A 21903-nucleotide genomic window follows, 5' to 3' on the forward strand; every position below is an offset into this window, starting at 1 on the left:
AGCGACGAGTACGCACGAGTGTGCGTACTCTGCCCCCATCTTCGGTCTCGGTGGGAGAGACATATACACAATCGAGTACACCTCGGCGTCGAGGACCGCAACCACTTTGAGGACCGCGAGTCGCCATCCTCACATGGTCACCATCGCCGGTCTCGCGAGCAACCGTGGACGAAACCTGCGCAACATCTCCGACCGCGCCCCCGGCGGGGCGGAACTCGGCGTCGTCGTCTCGAACCGCGCCGACGCGCCCGTCGTCGATTGGGCTGACGAACACGGCATCCCCAGCGAAGTCGTCGAACGCGGCGACGACGAGGCCCGCGAGTCCCACGAGGAGCGCATCCTCGACGCCCTCGCGGACTACGACTTCGACCTCGTCTGTCTCGACGGCTACATGCGCGTGCTCACCTCGACGTTCCTCGACGCCGCGCCGACGACGCTCAACGTCCACCCATCGCTGCTCCCCGCGTTCCCCGGCATGGACGCCCACGAACAGGTCCTCGACGCCGGCGTCAAGACGACCGGCTGTACGGTTCACGTCGTCAACGAGGAGGTCGACGCCGGTCCCATCGTCACGCAGGAGGCCGTCCCGGTGTACACCGACGACGACGCCGACGACCTCAAATCGCGCGTCCTCTACGACGCCGAGTTCAAGGCCTACCCGCGCGCAGTCCGCTGGTTTGCCGAGGGCCGCGTGACGGTCGAAGACGACTCCGTCACCGTCGAGGGCGACGTCGACGCCGGCCTCCCCGAGCGCCGCGTCATCTCCGAGGACCGCTACGACGAACTCCGGTACGGCGAGAACCCGCATCAGGACGCCGCCGTCTACGTTGACGAGACGTGCGACGAGGCGTCGGTCGTCGGCGCGCCCCAGCTCAACGAGGGTGCGAAGGGGCTGTCGTACAACAACTACAACGACGCCGACGGCGCGCTCAACCTCATCAAGGAGTTCGACGAGCCCGCCGCGGCGGTCATCAAGCACACGAACCCCGCCGGCTGCGCCACCGCCGACACCCTCGCGGAGGCCTACGCCGACGCCCTCGCCACGGACCCCATGAGCGCCTTCGGCGGCATCGTCGCGCTCAACCGCGAGTGCGACGCCGAGACGGCCGAACTCATCATCGACTCGTTCAAGGAAGTCGTCGTCGCGCCCGGCTACACCGACGACGCGCTCGACGTGCTGACCGAGAAGAAGAACCTCCGCGTCCTCGACGTCGGCAGATTACATCTGCCGGGCAGCCAGACGCAGTCTGGCGACGTGGGCGAACTCGGCGAGCGCACCGAGACCTACACCGAGAAGGCGCTCGTCGGCGGGCGACTCGTCCAGGAGCGCGACCTCTGGACGCCGACGCTCGACGACCTCGAAGTCGTCACCGAGACCGAGCCCACAGACGAGCAGTTGGAGACGATGCTGTTCGCGTGGAAGGTCCTGAAGCACGTGAAGTCCAACGGGATTCTCTTCGCCAAGGGCACCGAGACGGTCGGCGTCGGCATGGGGCAGGTCTCCCGGGTCGACGCGGTCGAACTCGCCGCGATGAAGGCCGAGGAACACGCCGAGGGCAAGGACGCGCAGGGTGCCGTCATGGCCTCCGACGCGTTCTTCCCGTTCCCGGACGGCGTGGAGAAGGCGGCTGACGCGGGCATCGAGGCGGTCATCCAGCCCGGCGGGTCGGTGAACGACGAGGAGGTCATCGAGGCCTGCGACGAGCGCGGGGTTGCGATGGTCTTCACCGGCCAGCGGTGCTTTAGACACGACTGAGCGAAGCGAGGGCGCGTCTGTCTCCTGTTATCAGAACCTCGCTTTCTTCACGGCCCGTCCGTTCCCACGACCTAACACCGACGGTGTCCCTTCAAGTGTCGGCGAGGCGAACACAGAGGTATGTACGAACACATCCTCGTGCCGACCGACGGGAGCGAAGGGACGATGCAGGCAATCGAGCACGCGCTCGAACTCGCGGGGGACGAGTCGACAGTCCACGTGCTGTCGGTCGTCGACCAGCGGGTGTACCTCGCCGCGGGCGGCGACCAGCAGGACGCCGTCATCCAGTCGCTCCGCGACGACGCGGTCGATGCGGTCGAGCGGTGCGCCGAGAAGTGCGAGGGGAAGGCGTCGACGACGACGGCGATTCGAGACGGCGTGCCCCATCGAGTCATCCTCGACTACGCCGACGAACACGGCGCCGACGTGGTCGTGATGGGGACCCACGGGCGGACCGGTCGCGACAAGCTCACGTCGCTCGGCAGCGTCACCGAGCGCGTCATCGAGAACGCGAAGCGCCCGGTGCTCGTCGTCCACATCGACTGAGCGCGGCGCTATCGAGCGGTTGTCGGTGCGTCGGCGGCGGCCCTCGTGGGCGACCCCGGCCGGCGTCGTGTCGCAGGAGTGACGTGGAGCGTTAGGCCTAAGCCCACCGTCCGGTTTCTCACGCGTATGGAGTACCACGAGGCGGTGAACTTCCTTTTCGACCTCCGGCGGTTTCAGGTCAAGCCGGGGACCGAGTCGATTCGGCGGTTGCTCTCTCACCTCGGCGACCCCCACGAAGGCGTGTCGTTCGTGCAGGTCGCGGGGTCGAACGGAAAGGGAAGCACCGCCCGGATGGTCGACGCGATGCTGCGCGAGTCGGGCGCGCACGTCGGCCTCTACACCTCGCCGCACTTCGACGACGTGCGGGAGCGCGTCCGCGTCGACGGCCGGAAGATTCCGAAGTCCGCGCTGTCGGCGTTCGTGGCCGAAGCCAAGCCGTACCTCGTCGAGCGGGCCGCCGACGGCGAGCCGCTGACCTTCTTCGAGACCGTGACCGCGCTCGCGCTGTGGTACTTCGACCGCGCGGGCGTCGACGTGGCGGTGCTCGAAGTCGGGATGGGCGGCGAACTCGACGCGACGAGCGCCGTCGACCCGGTCGCAAGCGCCGTCACCAACGTCTCGCTCGAACACACCGCGGTCCTCGGCGACACGGTCGCGGAAATCGCGAAGACGAAAGCCGCCGTCGCGCCCGCCGACGCGCCGCTCGTGACCGGGACGACCGGCGAGGCGCTGTCGGTCATCCGCGAGGAGGCCGGCGACGTGTTGACCGTCGGGGACGCCGACGCCGACTCGGACGCGGACGTTCGCGTCTCCTACGGCGGCCGCGTCAACCACCAGGAGGCCGCCGTCACCGTCGAGACCGACGCCGAGACGCTCGACGTTCGCATCCCGCTTTTGGGCGCGTATCAGGCGCGAAACGCCGGCATCGCCGTCTCGCTCGCCCGGCAGGTTCGCCCGGATATCGACGCGGAGGCGATTCACCGCGGCCTCCGAAACGCCCACTGGCCGGGTCGGTTCGAGGTCATGGGCACGGAGCCGACGGTCGTCCTCGACGGCGCGCACAACCCCGACGCCTGCGCGCAGGTCGCCACCGTCCTCGACGAGTTCGACTACGACGACCTCCACCTCGTCTACGGCGCGATGCACGACAAGGACCACCGCGAGATGGTCGGGGCGCTCCCGGAGGTGGCGTCCGTCGTCACCTGCAAGGCGGACATCTCGCGGGGCGAGGACCCCGAGATACTGTCGTCCGTCTTCGAGCGACTCGACGGCCCCGCAGTCGAGACCGGCGGCGCGGTCGCCGCGGCGCTCGACCGGGCGCGCGCCCGCGCCGACCCCGACGACTGCGTGCTCGTCGTCGGCTCGCTGTACGTCGTCGCCGAGGCGCGGACCACGTGGACGCGGGCGGTCGTCCCGAAGACTCACCGCACACTCGACGACGCCCGACGGACCCTCGACCGCGCGAACGTCGCTGACGCCGCCGAACGGAGCGAACGCGCGAAGCGGGCGGTCAACAGAACGGTCCACACGCGCGTCCAGCGCCGGCAGGCGCGGGTGCTCCGCGAGGAACTGCTGTCCGTCGGCGGCGACTGCGCCGTCTCGGGCCACGAGTTCGGCGGCGAACTCGTCGACGTGGTCCTGACCGGGACGCTCGACCAGTTCGAGCGCCTGACGGCGGCCCTCGAAGACCGACCGTACGCGCTCGCGGGGGTCGCAGCCGAGATTCGCGAGACGCTCGACATCGAGGCGGCTGACGCCGGCGAAGACGACGAGCGCGGCGCGGGCGACGCGAGCGACGCCGGCCACGACGACTACCCGTGGGACGACGGCACGGCCGTCATGGGCATCCTGAACGTGACGCCGAACAGCTTCCACGACGGCGGGGAGTTCTACGACATCGACGACGCCGTCGAGCAGGCGCGGGCGATGGTCGACGCCGGCGTCGACATCATCGACGTGGGCGGCGAGAGCACCCGCCCCGGCGCGGACGAGGTCCCGGTCGACGAGGAGATTCGCCGCGTCGCGCCCGTCATCGAGGCCATTGCCGACCTCGACGTGCTCGTGTCCGTGGACACCCGCAAGGCCGCGGTCGGCGCGGCCGCCCTCGACGCCGGCGCGGACATCCTCAACGACGTGACCGGCCTCGAAGACCCCGAGATGCGCTTCCTCGCGGCCGAGCGCGACGCGCCGGTCATCGTGATGCACAGCATCGACGCCCCGGTCGACCCGTCTCGCGAAGTCGACTACGACGACGTGGTCGAGGACGTCATCGACGAACTGACCGAGCTGGTGTTGCTCGCCGAGAAGGCGGGCATCCCGCGGCGGAACCTCATCGTCGACCCCGGTCTCGGCTTCGGGAAGTCGAAGGCCGAGAACTTCGAACTTCTCGGGCGCACCGACGAGTTCGCCGCGCTCGGCTGTCCGATTCTCGTCGGCCACTCCCACAAGTCGATGTTCTCGCTCGTCGGCGAGGAGCCCGGCGACAACCTCGCGGCGACCGTCGCGGGCACGGCCATCGCCGCCGACCGCGGGGCCGACATCGTCCGCGTCCACGACGTGCCGGAGAACGTCGCGGCCGTGAACGTCGCGCTCGCCTCCCGGGACCCGAGCCGGTTCGAAGCCGACGCCGAGCGCGAAGACTGAGGGACGAGCGCCGGCGCGTCGGGTCGAAACCGACGTTTTTCTGCGCCGAGTGCCTACGCTTTCCTCGTGTGCACACTCATCCTCGCGTGGCAGGTGTTCGAGGACGCGCCGGTCGTCGTCGCCGCCAACCGCGACGAGCAACTCGGTCGGCCCGCCGAACCGCCCCGGCGGTGGGAAAACGGCGACGGCCCCGCAATCGTCGCCCCGCGGGACGCCGAGGCCGGCGGAACGTGGGTCGGCTACAACGACGCCGGCGTCTTCGTCGGCATCACCAACCGCTGGGTCGAGGTCGAGGGCGGCGGCGAACGCTCCCGGGGCCATCTCGTCCGCGACGCGCTCCGCCGCGAGACCGCCGAGGACGCGGCCCGGTTCGTCGAGCACGCGGTCGAGGACCACACGTACGACGGCTTCAACCTCGTCGTCGCCGACGAGAACGCCGCGCTGTTCTTCGAGTGGGACGGCGGCCTGTCGGTGCGGAACGTCGACCCCGGCGTCCGCGTCGTCGTCAACGTCGGCACGCCCGAGTCGTGGTTCGTCCCCGAGCGACGCCCCGAGGTGGGGAAGCGGCAGGCCGACAACGCCCGGCGGCTGGAGGAGGCCCTTCAGCCCGAGCCGAGCGAGTCGGTGGAAGCGTGGTGCGAGCGGGCGAAGGCGGCGCTGGGCGACCACGACTTCGGCGTCTGCGTCCACGACCCGGAGGGTCGGTTCGGCACGCGCTCGTCGTCGGTCATCGCGCTCGGCGAGGCGGAGTTCGCGTACGAATTCGCCGACGGCCCGCCGTGTCAGACCGCCTTCGAACCGGTCGAACGTCAGGATTAAACCGCTCGCACGACGTGTAGATGGTATGAGCGCGAGCGAAGCCGAGCAAGACCTTTCTTCCGACGAGCGCGCGGGACTGGAACTCATCCGCGAGTCGGGCGGCATCCACCAGAGCGACTTCTGGAAAGACCTCGACATCTCCTCCCGGAAGGGGAGCCGCATCGCCGAGGTGCTGGAGTCGCTCGGTCTCATCAAGCGGACCGAGACCGTCTACAACGGCCACACCACCTACTATCTCGAACCCGCCGCGCGCGACCTCGACTTCTCGATGCTGATGGCCGGCGACATGCTCTCGCCGCTCATCGGCGAAGAGGAGATTAACGCCAACAGCAACGCCTTCTCGCAGTGGCTCATGAACCTCGCCTACGAGGAGTACTGAGCCGCCCGGGGTCGCTCTCCGTGGCCCGCTAGACGACCGCGTTTCCGGTTCTGTTTCGGTTTTCGTGTTCTGTTCCCGCCTCGTGTTCCGGCCGTGAGCGACGCCACCGCTCCCCGTCGCGTCCGAGACGCCGGCGCGGTCGCTCACCGGGCGGGAGTCGAAGAAGACCGCGCGGGAACCGGAACCGGGAACGAGAAACGAGAACCGCGGGACGCGGCTTACTCGTCGGACTGTTCGTCGTCGTCCTCGGTCGCCAACAGGTCGTTGGCTTCGAGGTAGTCCTCGATTTCGTCGTTGGATAGCTCGACGAAGCGCTCGGACTCGGCGGAGACGGTCGCCACGTCGACGCCGTCGGGCGCGGTGCCCTCGTCGCTGGTCGAGGCGATGGCCTCCAGCGCGAGTTCGATACCCTCGTCGAGGGTCAGGTCGTCGCGGAAGTTCTCTTCGAGGTGCTCCTGGTGGTCGCCGCGGTCGGCCCCGATGGAGACGGCCTTCCACTCGTAGGGGGTCCCCGAGGGGTCGGTCTCGTAGAGGCGGGGCGTGCCGTTTTCGACGCCGCCGATGAGGAGCGCGACGCCGAAGGGGCGCGCGCCGCCGACCTGCGTGTACTGCTGGATGTGGTCGGTGACTTCCTTGGTCAGCGTCTCGATGCCGATGGGTTCGCCGTAGCGGAGGCGGTTGACCTGCGACTGGCGGCGGGCGAAGTCGATGAGCTGGCGGGCGTCGGCGACGTGGCCGGCGCTCGCGATGCCGATGTGGTCGTCCGCCTTGTGAATCTTCTCGACGCTCGTCGGTTCCATCAGCGGCGAGCGAGAGCGCTTGTCCGCCGCGAGGACGACGCCCTCGGGCGTTCGCACGCCGATGCTCGCGGTGCCGCGCTTGACGGCCTCACGAGCGTATTCGACCTGATAGAGTCGACCATCCGGCGAGAAGATCGTAATCCCGCGGTCGTACGCCTGTTGTTGCGCTTGTCCCTGCATGGAATATCACTCGAAATCGAGTTGCGTCGCGCCCGTGAACCCGTCCGAACCGCGAACGTCGAAGAGGGAGTCGCGGACGACGGCGGTTCGGGAGTCGTTCTCGAACACGACGGTTCTCTCCTCGGAAATTCCGGCCCGGCCGTGTAAATACCTTTCCGAACAGGCACGCACTGTCCCCGAGACGCCTCGCACTCTCACCCCGACCGGGTCGCCGCCGACGGCGTCGATGCAGGCGAGTGCGGCCCGGGCGTCTTCGACGTGGCCGCGCCGGGCGCGGACGACGGTCTCGGCGACGCCGTCGGCGTAGTCGAACCCGAGGACGGTCAGGTCGGCGTCGGCGCTCCCGGCGTCGCCGTAGAGGTTCTGTGCGGCGTACCAGAGTTCGCGCTGGAACGGCCCGCGGGCGAGGTCGGCGTCGGGCCACGTCTCGACCTCGACGGCGAGATATCGTCGTCGCGGCCGGAGGTGTTTGGGCAGGTGTTTCATCGGGTCAGTTCACTCGTCGGCGGTCGGCGCTCGTTCGGCGACGAGGACGCCCACCTGCTCGTGGACCGATTCGACGGCCGTGAGGACGAACCCGGCGTCCGTGAGCGCGTCGGCGAGGAAGCCGACGGTCGCGGGGTCGTCCACTTCGGGCGAGTAGAACGGCTCGTCGGGGTCGGGCGTGCCGAAGAACATCACGTCGCCGAGGACGAACCGCCGCGGTTCGAGGGCGGCGATGACGCCGATGGCCTCGCGTTTCTCCTCGTCGGAGAGGTGGTGCATGGCGAAGTTCGTCACCACGATGTCGATCTGCTCGTCGTCGCCCACGTTCGGGTCTCGGAACCGGCCCTCGTCGAACTCGACGTTCTCGATGCCGACTTCGGCGGCCTTGGTTCGGGCCTGTTCGAGCATCCCCTCGCTGATGTCGCGGCCGACGACGCGCTTCGCGTCGGGGGCGAGCGCGAGGGCGATAGCGCCCGTGCCGGTACCGAGGTCGAGCACCACGTCCTCGGGGGAGGGGTCGGCGTAGTGGACGACGAGCGAGACGCACGCGCGGTACTCGTCGCTGTCTTGGGAGTCGTCGTACTCCGCGGCGATGTGGGAAAAGCGGGCGGCGTGTTCCTCAATCGTCTTCTTCATACCGTCCCCGTTTGACGCCGGGGGCTATGAACGACTCGGACGTGCGCTCGCGGTTGCGCGCCGCGAGGTGACCCCACTCGCGGAGGCCGTCGAGCACCTGCTCGCGGTCGAAGCCGACGACCTCGCCCAGTCCCGCCAACTCGCGGGGGCTCCGCAGTTGGAGATGCGACGACGGGGTCGCGGAGACGACGTAGGGGGCGTCGTAGTACTCGACGAGTTCGCGGAGTTTCCGGAGCGCCGAGATGGCCTGCACGCGGGTTCCCCCGTCGCTTCGGAGCACCGGCCCGAAGTCGAACTCGACGCGGACGCCGTTGTCGCGGGCGGCCTTGGCGAGGACGTGGTTGAAGTTGCCTTCGCCCTCCATGGGGCGCGAGAGCACGTCCACTCGCGGCTGTTCGACGGCGAATCGGTTGAGCGCGTTCGTCCCCCCGCGGACGATGAGCAGTTCGCGCTGCGGGCGGTAGTTGCCGACCGCGCCGCTGGCTCGTTCCGGGTTGGACGCGTCGATTTCGACGGCGTCGACGACGTCCACGTCGATCGCCTCGCGGAGGCGGTCGTAGTCGGGGCGGGCGTCGAGCGCGCGGACGACGACCCCGTCGTAGTCGTACCGCCCGGCGGCGACGGCGACGCGACTGACCGTGCTCTCGCCGTCGGGGTGTGCGTAGACCGCCTCGTACATACGCCGACTCAGGTGCGGGTGGGAAAAGGGCGTTGCGTTCCGGAGCGACGGGGCGGCAGAACGGTGGGGCGGTCGGCGCGGCGGGGCGGTCGGCGCGGGCGAGCGAGCGGGTGAACTGGCGAACGCGGGACCGTGCGCTTAGAGGCCGCGGGCGGCGACGAACGACGCGACGAGGAGCGCGGCGACGCCGACGCCCGCGCCGAAGCCGGGGACGTCGATTCCGGACGACGCATCGGCCGTCGTCGCGGTCGACGCGGACGTCGTTTCGGCCGTCGCGGCGTCGCGGATGTCGGGCGTGAGCGTCGAGTTCTCGGGCATATCGTACGTCACGAGCGTGGCGTTCTCCTCGTAGATCGGCTGTTGGTCCCGGCGAACCGAGACCTGCACCGGCCCGCCGCGGAGTTGGGCCATCTCCGAGAGGTCGAACGTTACGTCGAAGCTGCCGTTTTCTCCGACGCGGACGGCCTTCGAGACGAGAAACGGATGGGTATCACCGACGGATTTCACGCGGACGCCGATGAGCGTCCCGGGCGCGAACGGGGTCGTCCCGTGGACGTGCTCGCCGTCGACCGCGTCGAGCGTGAGTTCGTCGCCCGCGTGGTCGATAGCGGTTCCGCTGTCGGCCGCGACGACGCCCGACAGCGACAGCGCGACCACGACAGCGAGGGTGACGATGAGATGTGGAGGGCGCATCGTCCGAAACGTATCGTTCGGATAACAAGTACGTTGTGATTAATCGACACTTAGGCGGCGAGCGCGGCGACCGCGGCGCGGAGTGCGGCGGCCGCGACCCGCACGTCGTCGGTCCGGACGTACTCCCTGTCGGCGTGCGCGACCGCGCCCTCGTCGTCGGCGAGGTGGCCGGGACCGAAGACGACGACGGGCGCGGGAGAGAAGTAGGAGGCCTCGGTCGCGGCGGTGAAGGGCCGAACGTCCGCCCGGCCGCCGGCGTCTCGGGAGGCCGCGGCGAGCGTCGTCACGAGTTCGTGGTCGGGGTCGGTCGCGAACGCTTCGAGGAACGGCGTCGGGCGCTCCGTGAGCGCGAAGTCGATGCTCACGTCGTCGGACACGCCGTCCGACACCGCGGCCCGGAGCGTCGACCGGAGTTCCTCGCGGAAGCCGTCGGCCGTCTCCGGGGGGACGCTCCGGCGGTCGACCACGAGTCGGCAGTCGGCCGGCACCTGATTCGAGTTCGCGCCGCCGTCGACCATCGTGGGCGTCAGCGTCGCCGGCCCGAGTTCGGGGTGGACCTCGCGGTCGTCGTCGAACGACCGGAGGGCGTCGAGCACCGGGGCGAGCGCGTCCACGGCGTTGACGCCCGATTGGGGTTCCGCGGCGTGCGCGGCGACGCCCGACAGCGACACCGTCCCCTCGAACCGGCCTTTCGCGGCCGTACACACGTCGAGGCCGGTCGGCTCACCGACGATGTACATATCGCCGTCGAGGTCGAGGGCGGCCGCGCCCGTCGAGAGGAGTTCCTCGTCGGGCGTGACGGCCAGCGTGACTCGGCTGTCGGGACCGGGGTCGACGGCGAAAAACGCCGCCAGCAGGGCCGCGAGCGGTCCTTTGGCGTCGCAGGAGCCGCGGCCGCGGATGACGCCCTCGTCGCGTTCGTACGGGACGTGCGGCGAGACGGTGTCGATGTGCGTGTTGAGGACGAGGTGCGTCGTCGGCTCCGCCGCTCCCTTCGAGGCGACGGTGTTGCCGGCGTCGTCCACGGTCGGGTCGACGCCCTCGGCTTCGAGCGTCTCGACCAGCAGGTCGCGCATCGCGGCCACGTCGTCGTTCGACGCGACGGGGACGGCCCGTTCGAGGAACGCCACGGGGTCGAACCCGTCGGCGTCGCCGCTCATCGCTCGCGGAAGACGATGTCGGCTTCGCCGTCGCCCTCGTAGACGGCCGGGCCGCCGAGGAGCGCCGCGCCCTCGTCGGGGACGGTCACGGAGAGCGCGCCGCCCGGCGGGGTGACGGTCACGGGGTCGTCGCCGGAGACGCGCCCGAGGCGCTTCGCGGCCGCGACGACCGCGACCGCGCCGGTGCCGCAGGACTGCGTCTCGCCCTCGACGCCGCGCTCGAAGGTGCGCTGGCGGAAGCCGCCCTCGCCGTCGGGAGAGGCGAGCGTGACGTTCGCGCCCTCCGGGAACACCGACGCGTGGCGGACCGGCGGCGCGACCGATTCGAGGTCCACGTCGTCCACGTCGTCGACGAAGGCGACCGCGTGGGGGACGCCCGTGTTGACGGCCGTGACCGTCAGGCCCTCGACCTCGGTGTCGACGAGTTCGTCGTCGGCCGCGAGCGGCACGTCGCGGGGCGCAAACGAGGGCGCGCCCATCTCGACGGTCACGTCGGTGCCGTCGAGGCTCGCGCGGCGGGTGCCGGCGGGCGTGTCTATCATGACTTCGTCCGTGCCGGTCCGCTCGGCGGCCCACGCGGCCGCGACGCGAGCGCCGTTGCCGCACATGGCGGCGACGGAGCCGTCGGGCTGGACGAGCGTCATGACGACCCGCGGCGGGTCGTAGCGCGATTCGAGCGCGAGAAACAGGACGCCGTCAGCGCCGCGTCGCTCGCTCTCGCTCAGGGTGATTCCGGCCTCGCGGTCGCAGTGGGTGCGCGCGAAGGCGGGGCGGTCCGGGACCGGGTCGTCTGCGTCGACGACGAAGAAGTCGTTTCCAGTGCCGTGGAACTTTTCGAAGGGAACGGTGTTGAGTACGCTCATGGTTCTGTGTGGGTGCTTGGTCAGTTGGGGATGTGCTCGGATGCGGTTCGTTCGAGTGCGGTGACGTCGTCGAGGGTCTCGCGCCGGCGGGCCAGTCGGGGGCCGTCGGCGTCGAGGACGACTTCCGGGGGGCGCGGACGAGAGTTGTAGGTGCTCGCCATCTCGTAGCCGTACGCCCCCGCGTTGCCGAGCGCGAGACAGTCGCCGCGCTCGGGGTCGGGGAGGTCGCGACCGTCCGCGAACACGTCGCTCGTCTCGCAGACGGGGCCCGCGACGATGGTCGAAACCGGGTCGGCGTCGGGCCGAGAGAGGTTCGAAATCGCGTGGTACGCGTCGTACATCGCCGGTCGGAGCAGCGTCGTCATGCCGGCGTCGATGCCGACGACGGTCGTCTCGGGGACCTCCTTCACGGTGTTGACCCGCGAGAGGAGCACGCCCGCGTCGGCGACGACGTAGCGGCCGGGTTCGACTGCGAGTTGTGCGTCCACCTCGCCGAGCGCCTCGCGGGTCGCGTCGGCGACGGCGGCGAGGTCGAGCGGCGGTTCGTCCTCGCGATAGGGGACGCCGAAGCCGCCGCCCACGTCCACGAATTCGAGGCCGCCGACCTCGCGGGCGAGGTCGCCCATCCGGCGGACCAACTCGCGGTGCGCCGAGAGGTCGTCGCCGGAGATACCGCTTCCCGCGTGGGCGTGGACGCCGACGAGGTCGAACTCCTCGCGCACGTCGGCGGCGATGTCGGGGACGCGGTCGATGGGGATGCCGAACTTCGCGTGGCCGCCGGTCGTGACCTTCTCGTGGTGGCCCGCGCCGACGCCGGGGTTCGCCCGGAGGCAGAGCCGACCGTCGAAGCCGCGCTCGCGCAGGCGGTCGATGGTGTCGGCCGCGCCGACCGTGACGGTCATCTCGGGGTTCGACTCCCAGCGCGAGACGACGTGGTCGAGGTCGGCGTCCGGCGGGTTGACCGCCGTGTAGCGGACGCGCTCGCCGGGGAAGCCGGCGTCGAGGGCGCGTTCGACCTCGCCCGCGGAGGCGCACTCGGCGTCGACGCCGGCCTCGCGGACGGTTTCGAGCACCGCCCGACCGGCGTGGGCCTTGACGGCGTAGCTGACGTGCGCTTCGGGGAACGCCTCGCGGAGTCGCAGACAGTTCTCGCGGACGCGACGGAGGTCGGTCACGTACAGCGGCGACCCGAACTCGTCGGCGAGCGACAGCAGGTGCTCGCGGTCCCAGTCCGAGAGCCGCCGGACGGCCGGCCCGCCGCCGCTCATTCGCGCAGCGCCTCCTCCCGACGGGTCGCGTCGAGGGTGTCGTCCTCGATGTCGAGGGCGACGACCGCGGGCTTGTACGCGCCGCCGGCAAAGAGGTCGTGGTCACCGAGCGACGACTCCACGAAGCGCGTGAAGGCGCGGCGGTTCGCGGGCAGGTGGCCGTAGTAAATCTCCTCGTCGACGAGGTCGTAGACGGGGATTCGGGGCGTGAGAAGCGTGTTCTCGCCGACGATGGAGTTCTCGCCGACGACGAAGCCGGAGGTGACTCGACAGCCCGCGCCGAGCGCCGCGCCGTCTTCGACGACGACCGGGGCGTCCTCGACGGGTTCGAGCACGCCGCCGATGAGCGTGTTCGCGCCGAGCTTGACGTTCGCGCCGATTTGCGCGCAGGAGCCGACGGTGTCGCAGGAGTCCACGAGCGTGCCGTCGCCGACGTGCGCGCCGACGTTCACGAACGAGGGGCTCATCATGATGCAGTCGGAGCCGAGGTACGCGCCGCGGCGGATGGCGGTCCCGTCCGGGGTGTTGCGCGTGCCGCGGTCGCCGAGGTCCTCGGTGTCGCGCAGGGGGAGCACGTCGTGGTAGCGGACGTCGCCGTACTCGCGGGCGAGCGTCTCGCGCAGGCCGAAGTTGAGCAGGATGCCCCGCTTGACCCACTCGTTTGCCTCCCACGAGGTCACGTCGGAGCCGGTCTTCTCGGCGGCGCGCACCTCGCCCGCCTCGAGGGCGTCGAGGAACGCGTCCAGCGTGTCGAGTTCGTCGACGGTAGCTGATTCGGCGTCGACGTCGCCGTCGTCGTATCGCTGCCACAGGTCTCGTACGTCGGATTCCAGATTCATTCGAGTACCTCGGTGAAGTCGTACCACCCGGCGTCGCGGTCGGCGAGCCACGCCGCGGCGTCGAGTGCGCCAGCGGCGAAGACCCCCCGCGACCCCGCGCGGTGCGTGAGTGAAAGAGACTCGTGATTTCCAGCCAGTAATACTTCGTGCTCACCGGCAATATCCCCCGCCCGGCGAGCGTGGACGCCGACTTCGCCTTCGGACCGGGGCGCGTCGCCCTCGCGGCCGTGGACGCGCTCGGACTCGCCGCGCACGCCGTCGATGTCGTCAGACCGCGTCTGACGGACCGACGAACGTGCTTCGTCGATGTCGTCCAAGAGGGTCAGCGCCGTCCCGCTCGGGGCGTCGCGCTTGGCGTTGTGGTGCGTCTCGGTGAGTTCGATGTCGTAGCCGTCGAGGGCCGGAACCGCCTCGCGGACGGCCCGCCGGAGCGCCGCGATGCCGCGCGAGAAGTTCGAGGCGTACAGCACCGGGACCTCCGATGCGGCCTCGCGGAGCGCGTCGAAGCCGCCCTCGCTCAGGCCGGTCGTGCCGGTGACGAAGGCGACGCCCGCCGCCGCGCAGGCCGACGCGTACTCGATGCAGGACGCCGGGCCGGTGAAGTCGACGACGACGTCGGGGTCGTGCGAGGCGAGCAGGTCCGCGAAGTCGGCCGCGTCTTCGACGGCGACGCCTTCGACTGACTCGCCGGGCGAGCGACTGACCGCGAAGGCGACGGAGAGGTCGTCGCGGTCGGCGGCCGCGGCGAGGACTTCCCCGCCCATGCGGCCGGTCGCGCCGGTGACGCCGACGGAGACCGTCACTCGCCCGCACCTCCGTCCGGAATCGCCTGTTCCGCTTCGAGGTCCGACAGCAGGCGACGCAGTTCCTCGGTGTTCTCCTCGGTGAGTCGGGTGAGCGGAGGGCGCAGGCGCGCCGGGCCGTAGCCCCGAATCTCCATGGCCTCCTTGACCGGGATGGGGTTCGTCTCGGAGAACAGGTGGCGGTTCAGCGGGGCGAGGTCGTGGTGGATGTCGCGGGCGCGCTCGTAGTCGCCTTGTAGCGCCGAGTGGACCATCGCGCCGACGCGCGCGGGTTCGACGTTCGCCGTGACCGAGATGGCCCCGACGCCGCCGACAGAGAGCGTCGGGAGCGTGAGCGCGTCGTCGCCCGACAGCACCGCGAACTGCTCGTCGCGGGTCCGCTCGACGACCTCCGAAATCTGGCCGAGGTCGCCGCTTGCGGCCTTGTAGCCGGTGATGTTCGGGTGCTCTGCGAGCGTCGCGGCCGTCTCGGGCAGGATGTTGCTCCCGGTGCGGCCGGGGACGTTGTAGACGATTTGCGGCAGGTCGATTTCGTCGGCGATGGTCCGGTAGTGGTCGACGAGTCCGGCCTGCTCGGGCTTGTTGTAGTACGGCGAGATGAGGAGCAGCGCGTCGGCCCCGGCGTCGGCGGAGCGCCGGGAGAGTTCCAGCGCCTCGCGGGTCGAGTTCGACCCGGAGCCGGCGATGACGGGCACCTCCTCGACGGCCTCGACGGCGGCTTCGACGACCTCGACGTGTTCGTCGTGAGTGAGCGTCGCGGACTCGCCGGTCGAGCCGACGGGCACGACGCCGTCGACGCCGGCTTCTTCGAGGCGTCGCACGTCGGCCTGGAACTGTTCGAAGTCGATACTGCCGTCCTCGTGGAACGGCGTGGTCATCGCGGGATAGACGCCGCGGAAGTCGAATGATGTCATGTGTCGTTGGTGGATGTGGTGACGGTCGCGGGAGCGTTGATACGGTCGTGTGACCGGAACGTGCGTCAGCCGAAGGCCGCCCGAGACGGGGTCGCTACTCCCGCAACGAGCGATTCAGTACGCACGTTTTTTCGAAAAGAAAGCGGCACGCGACGCTGTCGAAGGTGTGGTGACCTGCGAGGGCCGCGTCGCGTCGTTCACACCGGATGCAGGTGCTGGAAACGTAATATAACTTGCGTCGTCTGCAGGACCTGCCGGACCCGACGGGCGGGCTGAGGCACGAATCGCGGCGCTCTCCGTCCGGTTTCCGACCGCGACGGTGGACGCCCGTCCGCCGCGCCCCCGTCTCCCCGGACGGTTATTAGCCCGCGCCGCCCAAGCGTCGTACGAATGACTGAGATTCACCCCGACCAACGCGTCGCCATCCTCGCAGACGCGCAGAACCTCTACCACACGGCACAGAGCCTCTACTCGCGGAACATCGACTACTCGTCGCTCCTCCAGAAGGGGACGGCGGGCCGCGCGCTCACCCGCGCCATCGCCTACGTCATCCGGGCGGATTCGCCCGACGAGGTGAGCTTTTTCGATGCACTCGTCGACATCGGTTTCGAGACGAAAATCAAGGATATCAAGACGTTCGGTGACGGCTCGAAGAAGGCCGACTGGGACCTCGGCATCGCGCTCGACGCGGTCAGCCTCGCCGACCACGTGGACACGGTCGTCCTCTGTTCGGGCGACGGCGACTTCGAACGACTCTGTACGCACCTCCGCCACGAGGGCGTCCGCGTCGAGGTGATGGCGTTCAAGGAGTCCACCGCCGAGGAACTCGTCGCGGCGGCGGACACGTTCATCGACCTGTCGGAGCGAAAAGAGACGTTCCTGCTGTAATTCCGCCGACTACTCGAACTGCGGAATCGCCGCGTCGCCGTCGATGTCGGGGCCGGCCGTCCCGGTCGGTCCGTCGGTCCCCGCGTCGTGAGCCTCGAAGAAGGCGACCGCGTAGGTGTACTGGAACGCCGCGAGAATCGTCTGCGTCGCTATCGAGAGGACGGCGATAGCGGCGATTTCCATCGGCGCGAAGCCGACCCCGGCCTGCGCCACCGCCGGGTTCGCCGCGTCCTGGACCTGCTGGACGCTCTGGAACGACACAAAGAGGATGACGCCCGTGGCGGGGATGCTGACGACGAGACCGACCACGAACCGGATGACGGAGTAGCCGAGCGCGGGGACGACGTTGTGCCGGACGAGCCGATAGCTCTCGCCGAACGACTCGACGGGGCCCTTGTCGCCGACGACGACCGCGACCGGGTAGAACTGAATGAGGAAGCTGACGACGAGATACACCAGTCCGAGGAGGCCCAGGACGGCGATGCCGACCAGGAAGCCGCCGCCGAGGGCGAGATTGGAGACGTTGCCACCGCTGGCTGCGAGACCGCCGAGACCGAGCGAGACGGCCACGGCGACCACGATGATGACGAACACGATGCCGAAGGCGAGGACGATGCCGAGTTGGACGAAGTTCGCCAGGAGCACCGAGACGTACTTCTCGCGGCCGACGGCCGTGAGCGTCGACAGCGAGGTCGAGCCACTGCCCCCGCGGCCGACCGCCTCGTCGGCCATGCCGTAGAGACCGGCGGCGACGAACGGCGTGACGAAGAACGTCACTGCCATGAGGATGGTCGGAACGAACGGTATCTGCGCCAACTGCGTGGCGAGTTGCGGGAGCGTGATGAGACCCAAGGCGAGACTGCCGAGGAACAACACCGGGTTCGACCGGATGCCTCGGAGGGCGGTCTGGAGGGAGCTAATCGCAGCCATAGTTCGACCTGTCGATGCGACAATACGTAAAACGGGAGGGTCGAGACGCCGGCGTGGTCGGGGCGCGGCCGGCCCGCGAGTGGGATATCAGGCCGTCGGCGTCGCCAGCCGAGCGACGGTCGCAACCGCGCCGAGCGCCGCGATGGCGGCGAGCACCGTCGGGAGCCGCCAGTCGAGCGCCGTCTGCGTGAGAAGCACGCTGCTCGCGAGCAGCAGCACGGTTCCCACGGCGGCGAGTCGAACGTCCACAGACATACTCTGAGGGCGGTCAGTCCCGTACTTAGGACTTTTCGTCTCGAACGGGCGTGGTAGCTTGGCGCACGCGGTCGGCCGGGACCGCGACCCACTTTAGCCGGCGGGGCGAACGGCGGGGTATGACCGAAGGCCACGCGACCGATTTGGACGACCTCCGGGTCGTTGCCGACTACCAGTTCGGGGCCGGTGCGGGCGACGCGCTGTTCCCGGCCGACGCGGACATCGAACTCTCCCGCTCGCGGAGCGGCCGCCCGCGACAGGTGTACGTCGAGGGCGACCGCGTCACTTCCTACGGCACCGACGGCCGGTTCACCCTCGGCGTCGCCGGCGGTCGCCGCCTCTACGACAGTCTCGACGGCGACGCCTACGTCGTCCGCGTCGGCGACGAGTCGGTTCCGTTCGTCCGCGACGGCAAGAACGCCTTCGCCAAGTTCGTCACCGACGCCGACCCGGCGGTTCGCTCGGGCGACGAGGTGTGCGTCGTCGGCCCCGACGGCGACCTGCTGGGCGTCGGTCGCGCGGAACTCTCCGCGGACGCGATGCTCGATTTCGACGCGGGGATGGCGGTTCGCGTCCGCGAGGGCGCGGACGAAGAGTGAGGTGAAGTCGGGGAACTCGGGCGATACGTCGCTGTTGGGATTCTAGAGAGGTGAGAGAGATGGCGTGCGAGACGTAGAGGGTGAGTTCAGCACGACAAAGAGGCTCTACCCACAGACAACGTTCTAAACCTCTCGTTCAATTGGGGTCCGTATCAACTACCGTCTTAGCGTACTGATTTCGCCCACATCGGTTCAATAATGTTACCTGATTGGGGAGTCGTGATTCTCTATGGCTTCTGGGCGCTACCCTCGTATCACGGTTACAGAAGGCCCCCAACCCATCAAGAAACCCTTCCAGCTCAGTATGGAGAAGCTACGCGATTTCTCATCCGATGCACCTGCTCAGATTCGGGGTTCGTTTGAGAATCTTTCCTCTGAAGAGCAAACAGTTGGCTTCGGCTCAATCCAGCCGTACTCCAGTATTTGGAGTGAAGGCCACGGATGGCTCGTTCTCATTCCGAGTGACCGTCAGGTACAGAAACTCGCCTTCGGAACAGACGAACAGATTATTCCGGACCGCCCGGTCGATGGTTGCTGGCAGGCGAATCTTGTTCACTTCGTTCTTCCTGACGTGCTTAGATGGCAGTCACTCGATGCGGGGGAGTGCATTCAGACCGATTATACTGTACTGCATTATCCGGAGCAGGAGATATTGGAGGCCACGATGGACAAGTGGGTGAGCAATCGGCCCGAAGATATGAGCTGTCTTCCCGCAGGTAAACACCGCTTTACCGAATCATTTGCGCCGAAAGTTAGAGCGGAGACGACATGGGAAGAGTTTGAGTGGAGGTATACACTCACGATTGAAGAATAGCTCTCTGTCTACTGATTCGAACGGCCGAAACCCGGCAAGTTCCCATGACCGACTCGCGCTCTATCCAGCACAGCCGCAACAAACAATCACCGGCAGAGAACTTCGACGGAGTCGGTTTTCAGAGGTACGGCGCGAGTCCGAGCGCGGAGACGAGCGGGACCCCGGCGACGACCGAGCCGACGAGGTAGCCGCCGATTGCGCCGCCGTTGAGAAGCGGCAGGCCGGCGTGCGCCCGGCCCTTCATCACGGCCCACATCAGCCCGCTGAACCCGGCGAACGTCCCGACCATGGCGAGGAGCGCCGGGAGGTTGAGCGCCGGGAGCGCGCCGAAACCGAGCGACGGGGCTTCGGAGAAGAACGCGCCCGAGGCGACCATCACGGTCGGCATGACCGCGTCGCCGAGACCGATGAAGAAGGCGTCGCGGTCGCCGGGGTCGGAGTCGTCGGCGGCGGTGTCAGCCTCCGCGTCGGCCGCCGCGGCCGCCGGTTCGCCCCCGTCGGTCTCGTTCCCACTGTCGCTGACCTCGTTGGCGTCGCTGGCGAACTCGTCGCCGAGAATCGAGTACGACAGCGTCGTCGGGATGACGAGCACGACCGGGATGCGGAGGTCCATCACGCCCTCCGCGAGGTCGAGCATGTGTTTCGTCTTGTAGACGCTGATGGCGTCGTAGATAGCGAGGACCGAGAGGAGCACGATGGCGGGCAACAGGCCGAAGCTGATGCCGAACAGGGCGGCCGCGCCCGCACCCATGAGTACCCCAGCGGCGTCGATGACGTACCACTCGGGGTAGACGAGCAGCGCGAGCGCGACGGCCGCCGAGAGGCCGACGGCGACGAGCGCGCTGGGAACGAGCGCGGCGAAGACGTACCACGCGAGCAGGCCGCTCGTGAAGACGATGACGAGGCGGATGAGCTGGTCGAGGTCGTACTTGAACGCCGCGAGCATGAACGCGGTCATGGCGATAATCGCGCCGATGTAGAGGAGGCTGTTCGTCGGGTCGGAGGGGTCTTCGACCGTCTGGTACCCCTGTTCGAAGAACGTCGGCACGAGGGCGAGCGCACCCACCTGCACGACGAGGAAGATGAGGGCGGCGAGGGCGACCCCTCGATAGGCGCGGCGTGACATAGAGGGGCGTTCCCACCCGAGGAGTATGGGGGTTGCGCTCTGGCGTCGTCAGCGAGCGTACAGTTTGCTGCCGACGAGGCGGGCGGGCGAGCCGCTGTCGGCCGTGACCGCGACGTAGGGGCGGTCGACCGGGCCGAACACGTCGACGATGCGACCCACCGTCGACAGCGACTCGTCGAGGACCATCGTACCGATGTCCGGCGTGTCGTCGTCGTCGAGGCGGACGATGGCGAGGCCCTGCGCCGTCCGGGAGACCGTGCCGATTCGCCGCATCAGTCGCGGAGGATTCCGACGTAGGCGGCGACCGCCTGCACGATGTCGTTTTTCGTGGCGTCGTCGGCGTTGTTCACGAGGACGCGCCCGCGGGTTTCGAACTCGCGGGAGTATCGCTTGTCCCGTTCGATGACGGCGTCGTAGCCGACCTGCTGGACGGCCTTCGCAATCTCGTCGACGGTCGGCGCTTCGACCGCCGCGGACTGGGCGACCCGCCGACCCTCGCTGCGCGAGAGAGAGGCGTCGAGGTAGGCGGGGTAGATGACGTTCTCGACCATACCCGTGTGTCCGCCACCCGACGGTAATACGGTTGTGGTCTCACGGAGCCGAGGCGTGCGGCGGAGAAACGGAGCCGGCGTGGGTGTCTGTATGGTTATCGGCGGCGCGCGAGCAGGACCGCCGCGCCGATGGCGGCGAGGCCGGCGACGACGCCGAACCCGGGCGCGTCGCTCTCGGTGGTCGAGTCCGACGACTCGGTCGTCGTCGTCGCTTCGGTCGATTCGGCCGATTCGGTTTCAGTCGCGTCAGTTGCAGTCGCGTCCGCGGCCGTGGTCGTCTCGGTCGCGCTTTCGGTCGACGCCGTCGCCGACTCGGTTTCGAGCTGCTGGTAGCGCTCGTAGGCGTCGGGGTGGACCGCTTCGAGAATCGCCTCGCTCGCCTCGATGGCTCGCGGGGCGGGCTGTTGGAGCTTGTGCGCCTCGATGACGATGACGTTGCCCTCCTGCATCGCCGTCGTGCTGTTGTACGCCGGACTGCTCGGCACGGGCGCGTGGTCGGGGACGACGATGTACTCGGGGTTCATCTCGACGACGAGCTCCTCGTTAATCTGGGCGAAGCCGGTGAGGTTCGCCTCCGCCGCGCCGTTGCGCAGCCCCGCGGTCGTCATGATGTCGGAGATGAACGTGCCCGACCCGGAGGAGTAGCCGAAAAAGGAGTTGAGGCCGACCGGGCGCTCCGCGCCGTCGAGGGCCTGCTCCATGTTAGCCATCGAGTCGCGCATCTCCGCGGCGCGCTCGACGCCGGCCTCGCAGTTGCCCGTCATGCGGCCGACGCGCTCGGTCTTGTCGGCGACGGCGGCGAGCGACTCGCCGGACTCGAAGACGACGACCGGGATGTCCGCCGACCGAAGCTGTTCGATGCGGTCGGGCTCGGCGTTGTACGAGGAGTTCGGCACGAGCACGAGGTCGGGTTCGAGGCCGATGACCGCCTCGACGTTGAGGCCGCCGGAGCCGGAGACGTTCCCCTTGTCGGCCGCGCCGTCGAGGTACATGGCGTACTGCGAGACGCCGACGACCTCGTCGCGCGCGCCGAGTTCCCACATGGTCTGGGCGGCGCTCGGGTTGGTCGTGACGACCCGCTCCGGGTCGTCGGTGATCGTGACCTCGGTCCCCGTCGCGTCGGTGACGGTCACCGGGAACGTACAGGCCGCGGTCTGCTGCGGTGCCGCCTGACCTACCGCGGCCGCGGCCGGTGCCGGAACCCCGGCGAGAACGGTCGCGAACGCGAGTAGGGCGACGACGAGTTGTCGGTTCACGGTAGTGGCCTCAGCGGCTG

Annotated in this window: 25 protein-coding genes; 8 read left to right on the top strand and 17 right to left on the bottom strand. The window is 69.0% G+C overall.

Annotated features, from left to right (window positions below):
* Positions 1-133: 133 nt before the first annotated feature.
* The 5 genes from purH (at position 134) to DEQ67_RS05540 (ending at position 6143) form a co-directional block, all read left to right on the top strand.
* Complete coding sequence (gene purH, locus DEQ67_RS05520) at positions 134-1756, top strand: bifunctional phosphoribosylaminoimidazolecarboxamide formyltransferase/IMP cyclohydrolase (protein ID WP_115860129.1); 1623 nt, start codon at positions 134-136, stop codon at positions 1754-1756.
* A gap of 120 nt (positions 1757-1876) precedes the next feature.
* A complete protein-coding gene (locus tag DEQ67_RS05525; RefSeq protein WP_004043851.1) occupies positions 1877-2302 on the top strand; it encodes a universal stress protein in 426 nt (141 codons plus the stop codon).
* A gap of 126 nt (positions 2303-2428) precedes the next feature.
* Entirely contained in the window at positions 2429-4945 is a 2517-nt protein-coding gene (gene folP, locus DEQ67_RS05530; RefSeq protein WP_115860127.1) for a dihydropteroate synthase, read from the top strand.
* Between the two features lie 66 nt (positions 4946-5011).
* A complete protein-coding gene (locus DEQ67_RS05535; RefSeq protein ID WP_115860125.1) occupies positions 5012-5764 on the top strand; it encodes an NRDE family protein in 753 nt (250 codons plus the stop codon).
* 25 nt (positions 5765-5789) lie between these two features.
* Positions 5790-6143, top strand: coding sequence for a helix-turn-helix transcriptional regulator (locus tag DEQ67_RS05540; protein ID WP_115802414.1), 354 nt, complete (start codon positions 5790-5792; stop codon positions 6141-6143).
* Positions 6144-6361: 218 nt separating this feature from the next.
* Here DEQ67_RS05540 and psmA read toward each other — a convergent pair whose 3' ends face one another.
* From psmA to dapA, 11 genes are all read right to left on the bottom strand, one after another.
* Positions 6362-7123, bottom strand: coding sequence for an archaeal proteasome endopeptidase complex subunit alpha (gene psmA / locus DEQ67_RS05545; protein WP_008573654.1), 762 nt, complete (start codon positions 7121-7123; stop codon positions 6362-6364).
* A 6-nt stretch (positions 7124-7129) separates the two neighbouring features.
* Positions 7130-7609: an Rpp14/Pop5 family protein gene (locus DEQ67_RS05550; protein ID WP_004063947.1), complete on the bottom strand. Its 480-nt coding sequence runs from the start codon at positions 7607-7609 to the stop codon at positions 7130-7132.
* 9 nt (positions 7610-7618) lie between these two features.
* Positions 7619-8245, bottom strand: coding sequence for a class I SAM-dependent methyltransferase (locus tag DEQ67_RS05555; RefSeq protein WP_004063945.1), 627 nt, complete (start codon positions 8243-8245; stop codon positions 7619-7621).
* The gene (locus DEQ67_RS05560) at positions 8229-8924 is read right to left on the bottom strand and encodes an RNase P subunit p30 family protein (protein WP_115802415.1); all 696 of its coding nucleotides are present in this window, start codon (positions 8922-8924) and stop codon (positions 8229-8231) included. Before DEQ67_RS05560 ends, DEQ67_RS05555 begins: the two co-directional genes overlap by 17 nt.
* Before the next feature lie 138 nt (positions 8925-9062).
* Positions 9063-9617, bottom strand: a complete 555-nt coding sequence (locus DEQ67_RS05565; RefSeq protein ID WP_049896112.1) for a BGTF surface domain-containing protein — start codon at positions 9615-9617, stop codon at positions 9063-9065.
* A 50-nt stretch (positions 9618-9667) separates the two neighbouring features.
* A complete protein-coding gene (locus tag DEQ67_RS05570) occupies positions 9668-10777 on the bottom strand; it encodes a M20 family metallopeptidase (RefSeq protein ID WP_115860123.1) in 1110 nt (369 codons plus the stop codon).
* Positions 10774-11640, bottom strand: a complete 867-nt coding sequence (dapF, locus tag DEQ67_RS05575; protein ID WP_006600471.1) for a diaminopimelate epimerase — start codon at positions 11638-11640, stop codon at positions 10774-10776. Before dapF ends, DEQ67_RS05570 begins: the two co-directional genes overlap by 4 nt.
* Positions 11641-11660: 20 nt before the next feature.
* Positions 11661-12908 carry a diaminopimelate decarboxylase gene (gene lysA, locus DEQ67_RS05580; RefSeq protein ID WP_006600470.1) on the bottom strand — a complete coding sequence of 416 codons (1248 nt, stop codon included), beginning with the start codon at positions 12906-12908 and terminating at the stop codon, positions 11661-11663.
* The gene (locus DEQ67_RS05585) at positions 12905-13747 is read right to left on the bottom strand and encodes a 2,3,4,5-tetrahydropyridine-2,6-dicarboxylate N-succinyltransferase (protein WP_004063933.1); all 843 of its coding nucleotides are present in this window, start codon (positions 13745-13747) and stop codon (positions 12905-12907) included. The genes lysA and DEQ67_RS05585 overlap by 4 nt, the downstream gene beginning before the upstream one ends.
* A complete protein-coding gene (gene dapB / locus DEQ67_RS05590; protein WP_115891303.1) occupies positions 13744-14550 on the bottom strand; it encodes a 4-hydroxy-tetrahydrodipicolinate reductase in 807 nt (268 codons plus the stop codon). The genes DEQ67_RS05585 and dapB overlap by 4 nt, the downstream gene beginning before the upstream one ends.
* Positions 14547-15464 (bottom strand): 4-hydroxy-tetrahydrodipicolinate synthase, encoded by a 918-nt coding sequence (gene dapA / locus DEQ67_RS05595; RefSeq protein ID WP_115891302.1) that lies wholly within the window; start codon positions 15462-15464, stop codon positions 14547-14549. Before dapA ends, dapB begins: the two co-directional genes overlap by 4 nt.
* 390 nt (positions 15465-15854) lie before the next feature.
* On the opposite strand from dapA, the gene DEQ67_RS05600 reads away from it, so the two are divergent.
* The gene (locus DEQ67_RS05600; protein ID WP_004043836.1) at positions 15855-16352 is read left to right on the top strand and encodes an NYN domain-containing protein; all 498 of its coding nucleotides are present in this window, start codon (positions 15855-15857) and stop codon (positions 16350-16352) included.
* 9 nt (positions 16353-16361) lie between these two features.
* Here the strand turns inward: DEQ67_RS05600 and DEQ67_RS05605 are convergent, their stop codons facing one another.
* Positions 16362-17282, bottom strand: coding sequence for a hypothetical protein (locus DEQ67_RS05605; protein ID WP_115802421.1), 921 nt, complete (start codon positions 17280-17282; stop codon positions 16362-16364).
* A gap of 87 nt (positions 17283-17369) precedes the next feature.
* On the bottom strand, positions 17370-17537 hold the full coding sequence (locus DEQ67_RS05610; protein WP_013035237.1) for a hypothetical protein: 168 nt from the start codon (positions 17535-17537) through the stop codon (positions 17370-17372).
* A 119-nt stretch (positions 17538-17656) separates the two neighbouring features.
* Here DEQ67_RS05610 and DEQ67_RS05615 point away from each other — a divergent pair, with 119 nt between their 5' ends.
* Positions 17657-18136, top strand: a complete 480-nt coding sequence (locus DEQ67_RS05615) for a PUA domain-containing protein (protein WP_004063920.1) — start codon at positions 17657-17659, stop codon at positions 18134-18136.
* A gap of 229 nt (positions 18137-18365) precedes the next feature.
* Positions 18366-18950 (top strand): hypothetical protein, encoded by a 585-nt coding sequence (locus DEQ67_RS05620; protein ID WP_115802422.1) that lies wholly within the window; start codon positions 18366-18368, stop codon positions 18948-18950.
* A gap of 118 nt (positions 18951-19068) precedes the next feature.
* On the opposite strand, the gene DEQ67_RS05625 is transcribed toward DEQ67_RS05620, so the two are convergent.
* From DEQ67_RS05625 to DEQ67_RS05640, 4 genes are all read right to left on the bottom strand, one after another.
* Positions 19069-20076, bottom strand: coding sequence for a presenilin family intramembrane aspartyl protease PSH (locus DEQ67_RS05625; protein WP_115802423.1), 1008 nt, complete (start codon positions 20074-20076; stop codon positions 19069-19071).
* 48 nt (positions 20077-20124) lie between these two features.
* A complete protein-coding gene (locus DEQ67_RS05630; RefSeq protein WP_004043829.1) occupies positions 20125-20349 on the bottom strand; it encodes an H/ACA ribonucleoprotein complex subunit GAR1 in 225 nt (74 codons plus the stop codon).
* Positions 20349-20627: a signal recognition particle subunit SRP19 gene (gene srp19 / locus DEQ67_RS05635; protein WP_004043828.1), complete on the bottom strand. Its 279-nt coding sequence runs from the start codon at positions 20625-20627 to the stop codon at positions 20349-20351. Before srp19 ends, DEQ67_RS05630 begins: the two co-directional genes overlap by 1 nt.
* A gap of 95 nt (positions 20628-20722) precedes the next feature.
* Positions 20723-21883 (bottom strand): PGF-CTERM-anchored ABC transporter substrate-binding protein, encoded by a 1161-nt coding sequence (locus tag DEQ67_RS05640; protein ID WP_115802424.1) that lies wholly within the window; start codon positions 21881-21883, stop codon positions 20723-20725.
* Positions 21884-21903 lie beyond the last annotated feature (20 nt).

Source organism: Haloferax sp. Atlit-48N, from assembly GCF_003383015.2.
Taxonomy (GTDB): domain Archaea; phylum Halobacteriota; class Halobacteria; order Halobacteriales; family Haloferacaceae; genus Haloferax; species Haloferax volcanii.

What these genes read in the sequence shown, in the direction of transcription:
- DEQ67_RS05600 (WP_004043836.1), top strand. Translation starts at nt 15,855, where the DNA reads ATGACTGAGATTCACCCCGACCAACGCGTCGCCATCCTCGCAGACGCG.
- purH (WP_115860129.1), top strand. Translation starts at nt 134, where the DNA reads ATGGTCACCATCGCCGGTCTCGCGAGCAACCGTGGACGAAACCTGCGC.
- DEQ67_RS05570 (WP_115860123.1), bottom strand. Translation starts at nt 10,777, where the DNA reads ATGAGCGGCGACGCCGACGGGTTCGACCCCGTGGCGTTCCTCGAACGG.
- DEQ67_RS05630 (WP_004043829.1), bottom strand. Translation starts at nt 20,349, where the DNA reads ATGCGGCGAATCGGCACGGTCTCCCGGACGGCGCAGGGCCTCGCCATC.
- DEQ67_RS05605 (WP_115802421.1), bottom strand. Translation starts at nt 17,282, where the DNA reads ATGGCTGCGATTAGCTCCCTCCAGACCGCCCTCCGAGGCATCCGGTCG.
- DEQ67_RS05525 (WP_004043851.1), top strand. Translation starts at nt 1,877, where the DNA reads ATGTACGAACACATCCTCGTGCCGACCGACGGGAGCGAAGGGACGATG.
- lysA (WP_006600470.1), bottom strand. Translation starts at nt 12,908, where the DNA reads ATGAGCGGCGGCGGGCCGGCCGTCCGGCGGCTCTCGGACTGGGACCGC.
- dapF (WP_006600471.1), bottom strand. Translation starts at nt 11,640, where the DNA reads ATGAGCGTACTCAACACCGTTCCCTTCGAAAAGTTCCACGGCACTGGA.
- psmA (WP_008573654.1), bottom strand. Translation starts at nt 7,123, where the DNA reads ATGCAGGGACAAGCGCAACAACAGGCGTACGACCGCGGGATTACGATC.
- folP (WP_115860127.1), top strand. Translation starts at nt 2,429, where the DNA reads ATGGAGTACCACGAGGCGGTGAACTTCCTTTTCGACCTCCGGCGGTTT.
- dapA (WP_115891302.1), bottom strand. Translation starts at nt 15,464, where the DNA reads ATGACATCATTCGACTTCCGCGGCGTCTATCCCGCGATGACCACGCCG.
- DEQ67_RS05615 (WP_004063920.1), top strand. Translation starts at nt 17,657, where the DNA reads ATGACCGAAGGCCACGCGACCGATTTGGACGACCTCCGGGTCGTTGCC.
- DEQ67_RS05555 (WP_004063945.1), bottom strand. Translation starts at nt 8,245, where the DNA reads ATGAAGAAGACGATTGAGGAACACGCCGCCCGCTTTTCCCACATCGCC.
- DEQ67_RS05540 (WP_115802414.1), top strand. Translation starts at nt 5,790, where the DNA reads ATGAGCGCGAGCGAAGCCGAGCAAGACCTTTCTTCCGACGAGCGCGCG.
- DEQ67_RS05625 (WP_115802423.1), bottom strand. Translation starts at nt 20,076, where the DNA reads ATGTCACGCCGCGCCTATCGAGGGGTCGCCCTCGCCGCCCTCATCTTC.
- DEQ67_RS05550 (WP_004063947.1), bottom strand. Translation starts at nt 7,609, where the DNA reads ATGAAACACCTGCCCAAACACCTCCGGCCGCGACGACGATATCTCGCC.
- DEQ67_RS05585 (WP_004063933.1), bottom strand. Translation starts at nt 13,747, where the DNA reads ATGAATCTGGAATCCGACGTACGAGACCTGTGGCAGCGATACGACGAC.
- DEQ67_RS05560 (WP_115802415.1), bottom strand. Translation starts at nt 8,924, where the DNA reads ATGTACGAGGCGGTCTACGCACACCCCGACGGCGAGAGCACGGTCAGT.
- DEQ67_RS05610 (WP_013035237.1), bottom strand. Translation starts at nt 17,537, where the DNA reads ATGTCTGTGGACGTTCGACTCGCCGCCGTGGGAACCGTGCTGCTGCTC.
- srp19 (WP_004043828.1), bottom strand. Translation starts at nt 20,627, where the DNA reads ATGGTCGAGAACGTCATCTACCCCGCCTACCTCGACGCCTCTCTCTCG.
- DEQ67_RS05620 (WP_115802422.1), top strand. Translation starts at nt 18,366, where the DNA reads ATGGCTTCTGGGCGCTACCCTCGTATCACGGTTACAGAAGGCCCCCAA.
- DEQ67_RS05565 (WP_049896112.1), bottom strand. Translation starts at nt 9,617, where the DNA reads ATGCGCCCTCCACATCTCATCGTCACCCTCGCTGTCGTGGTCGCGCTG.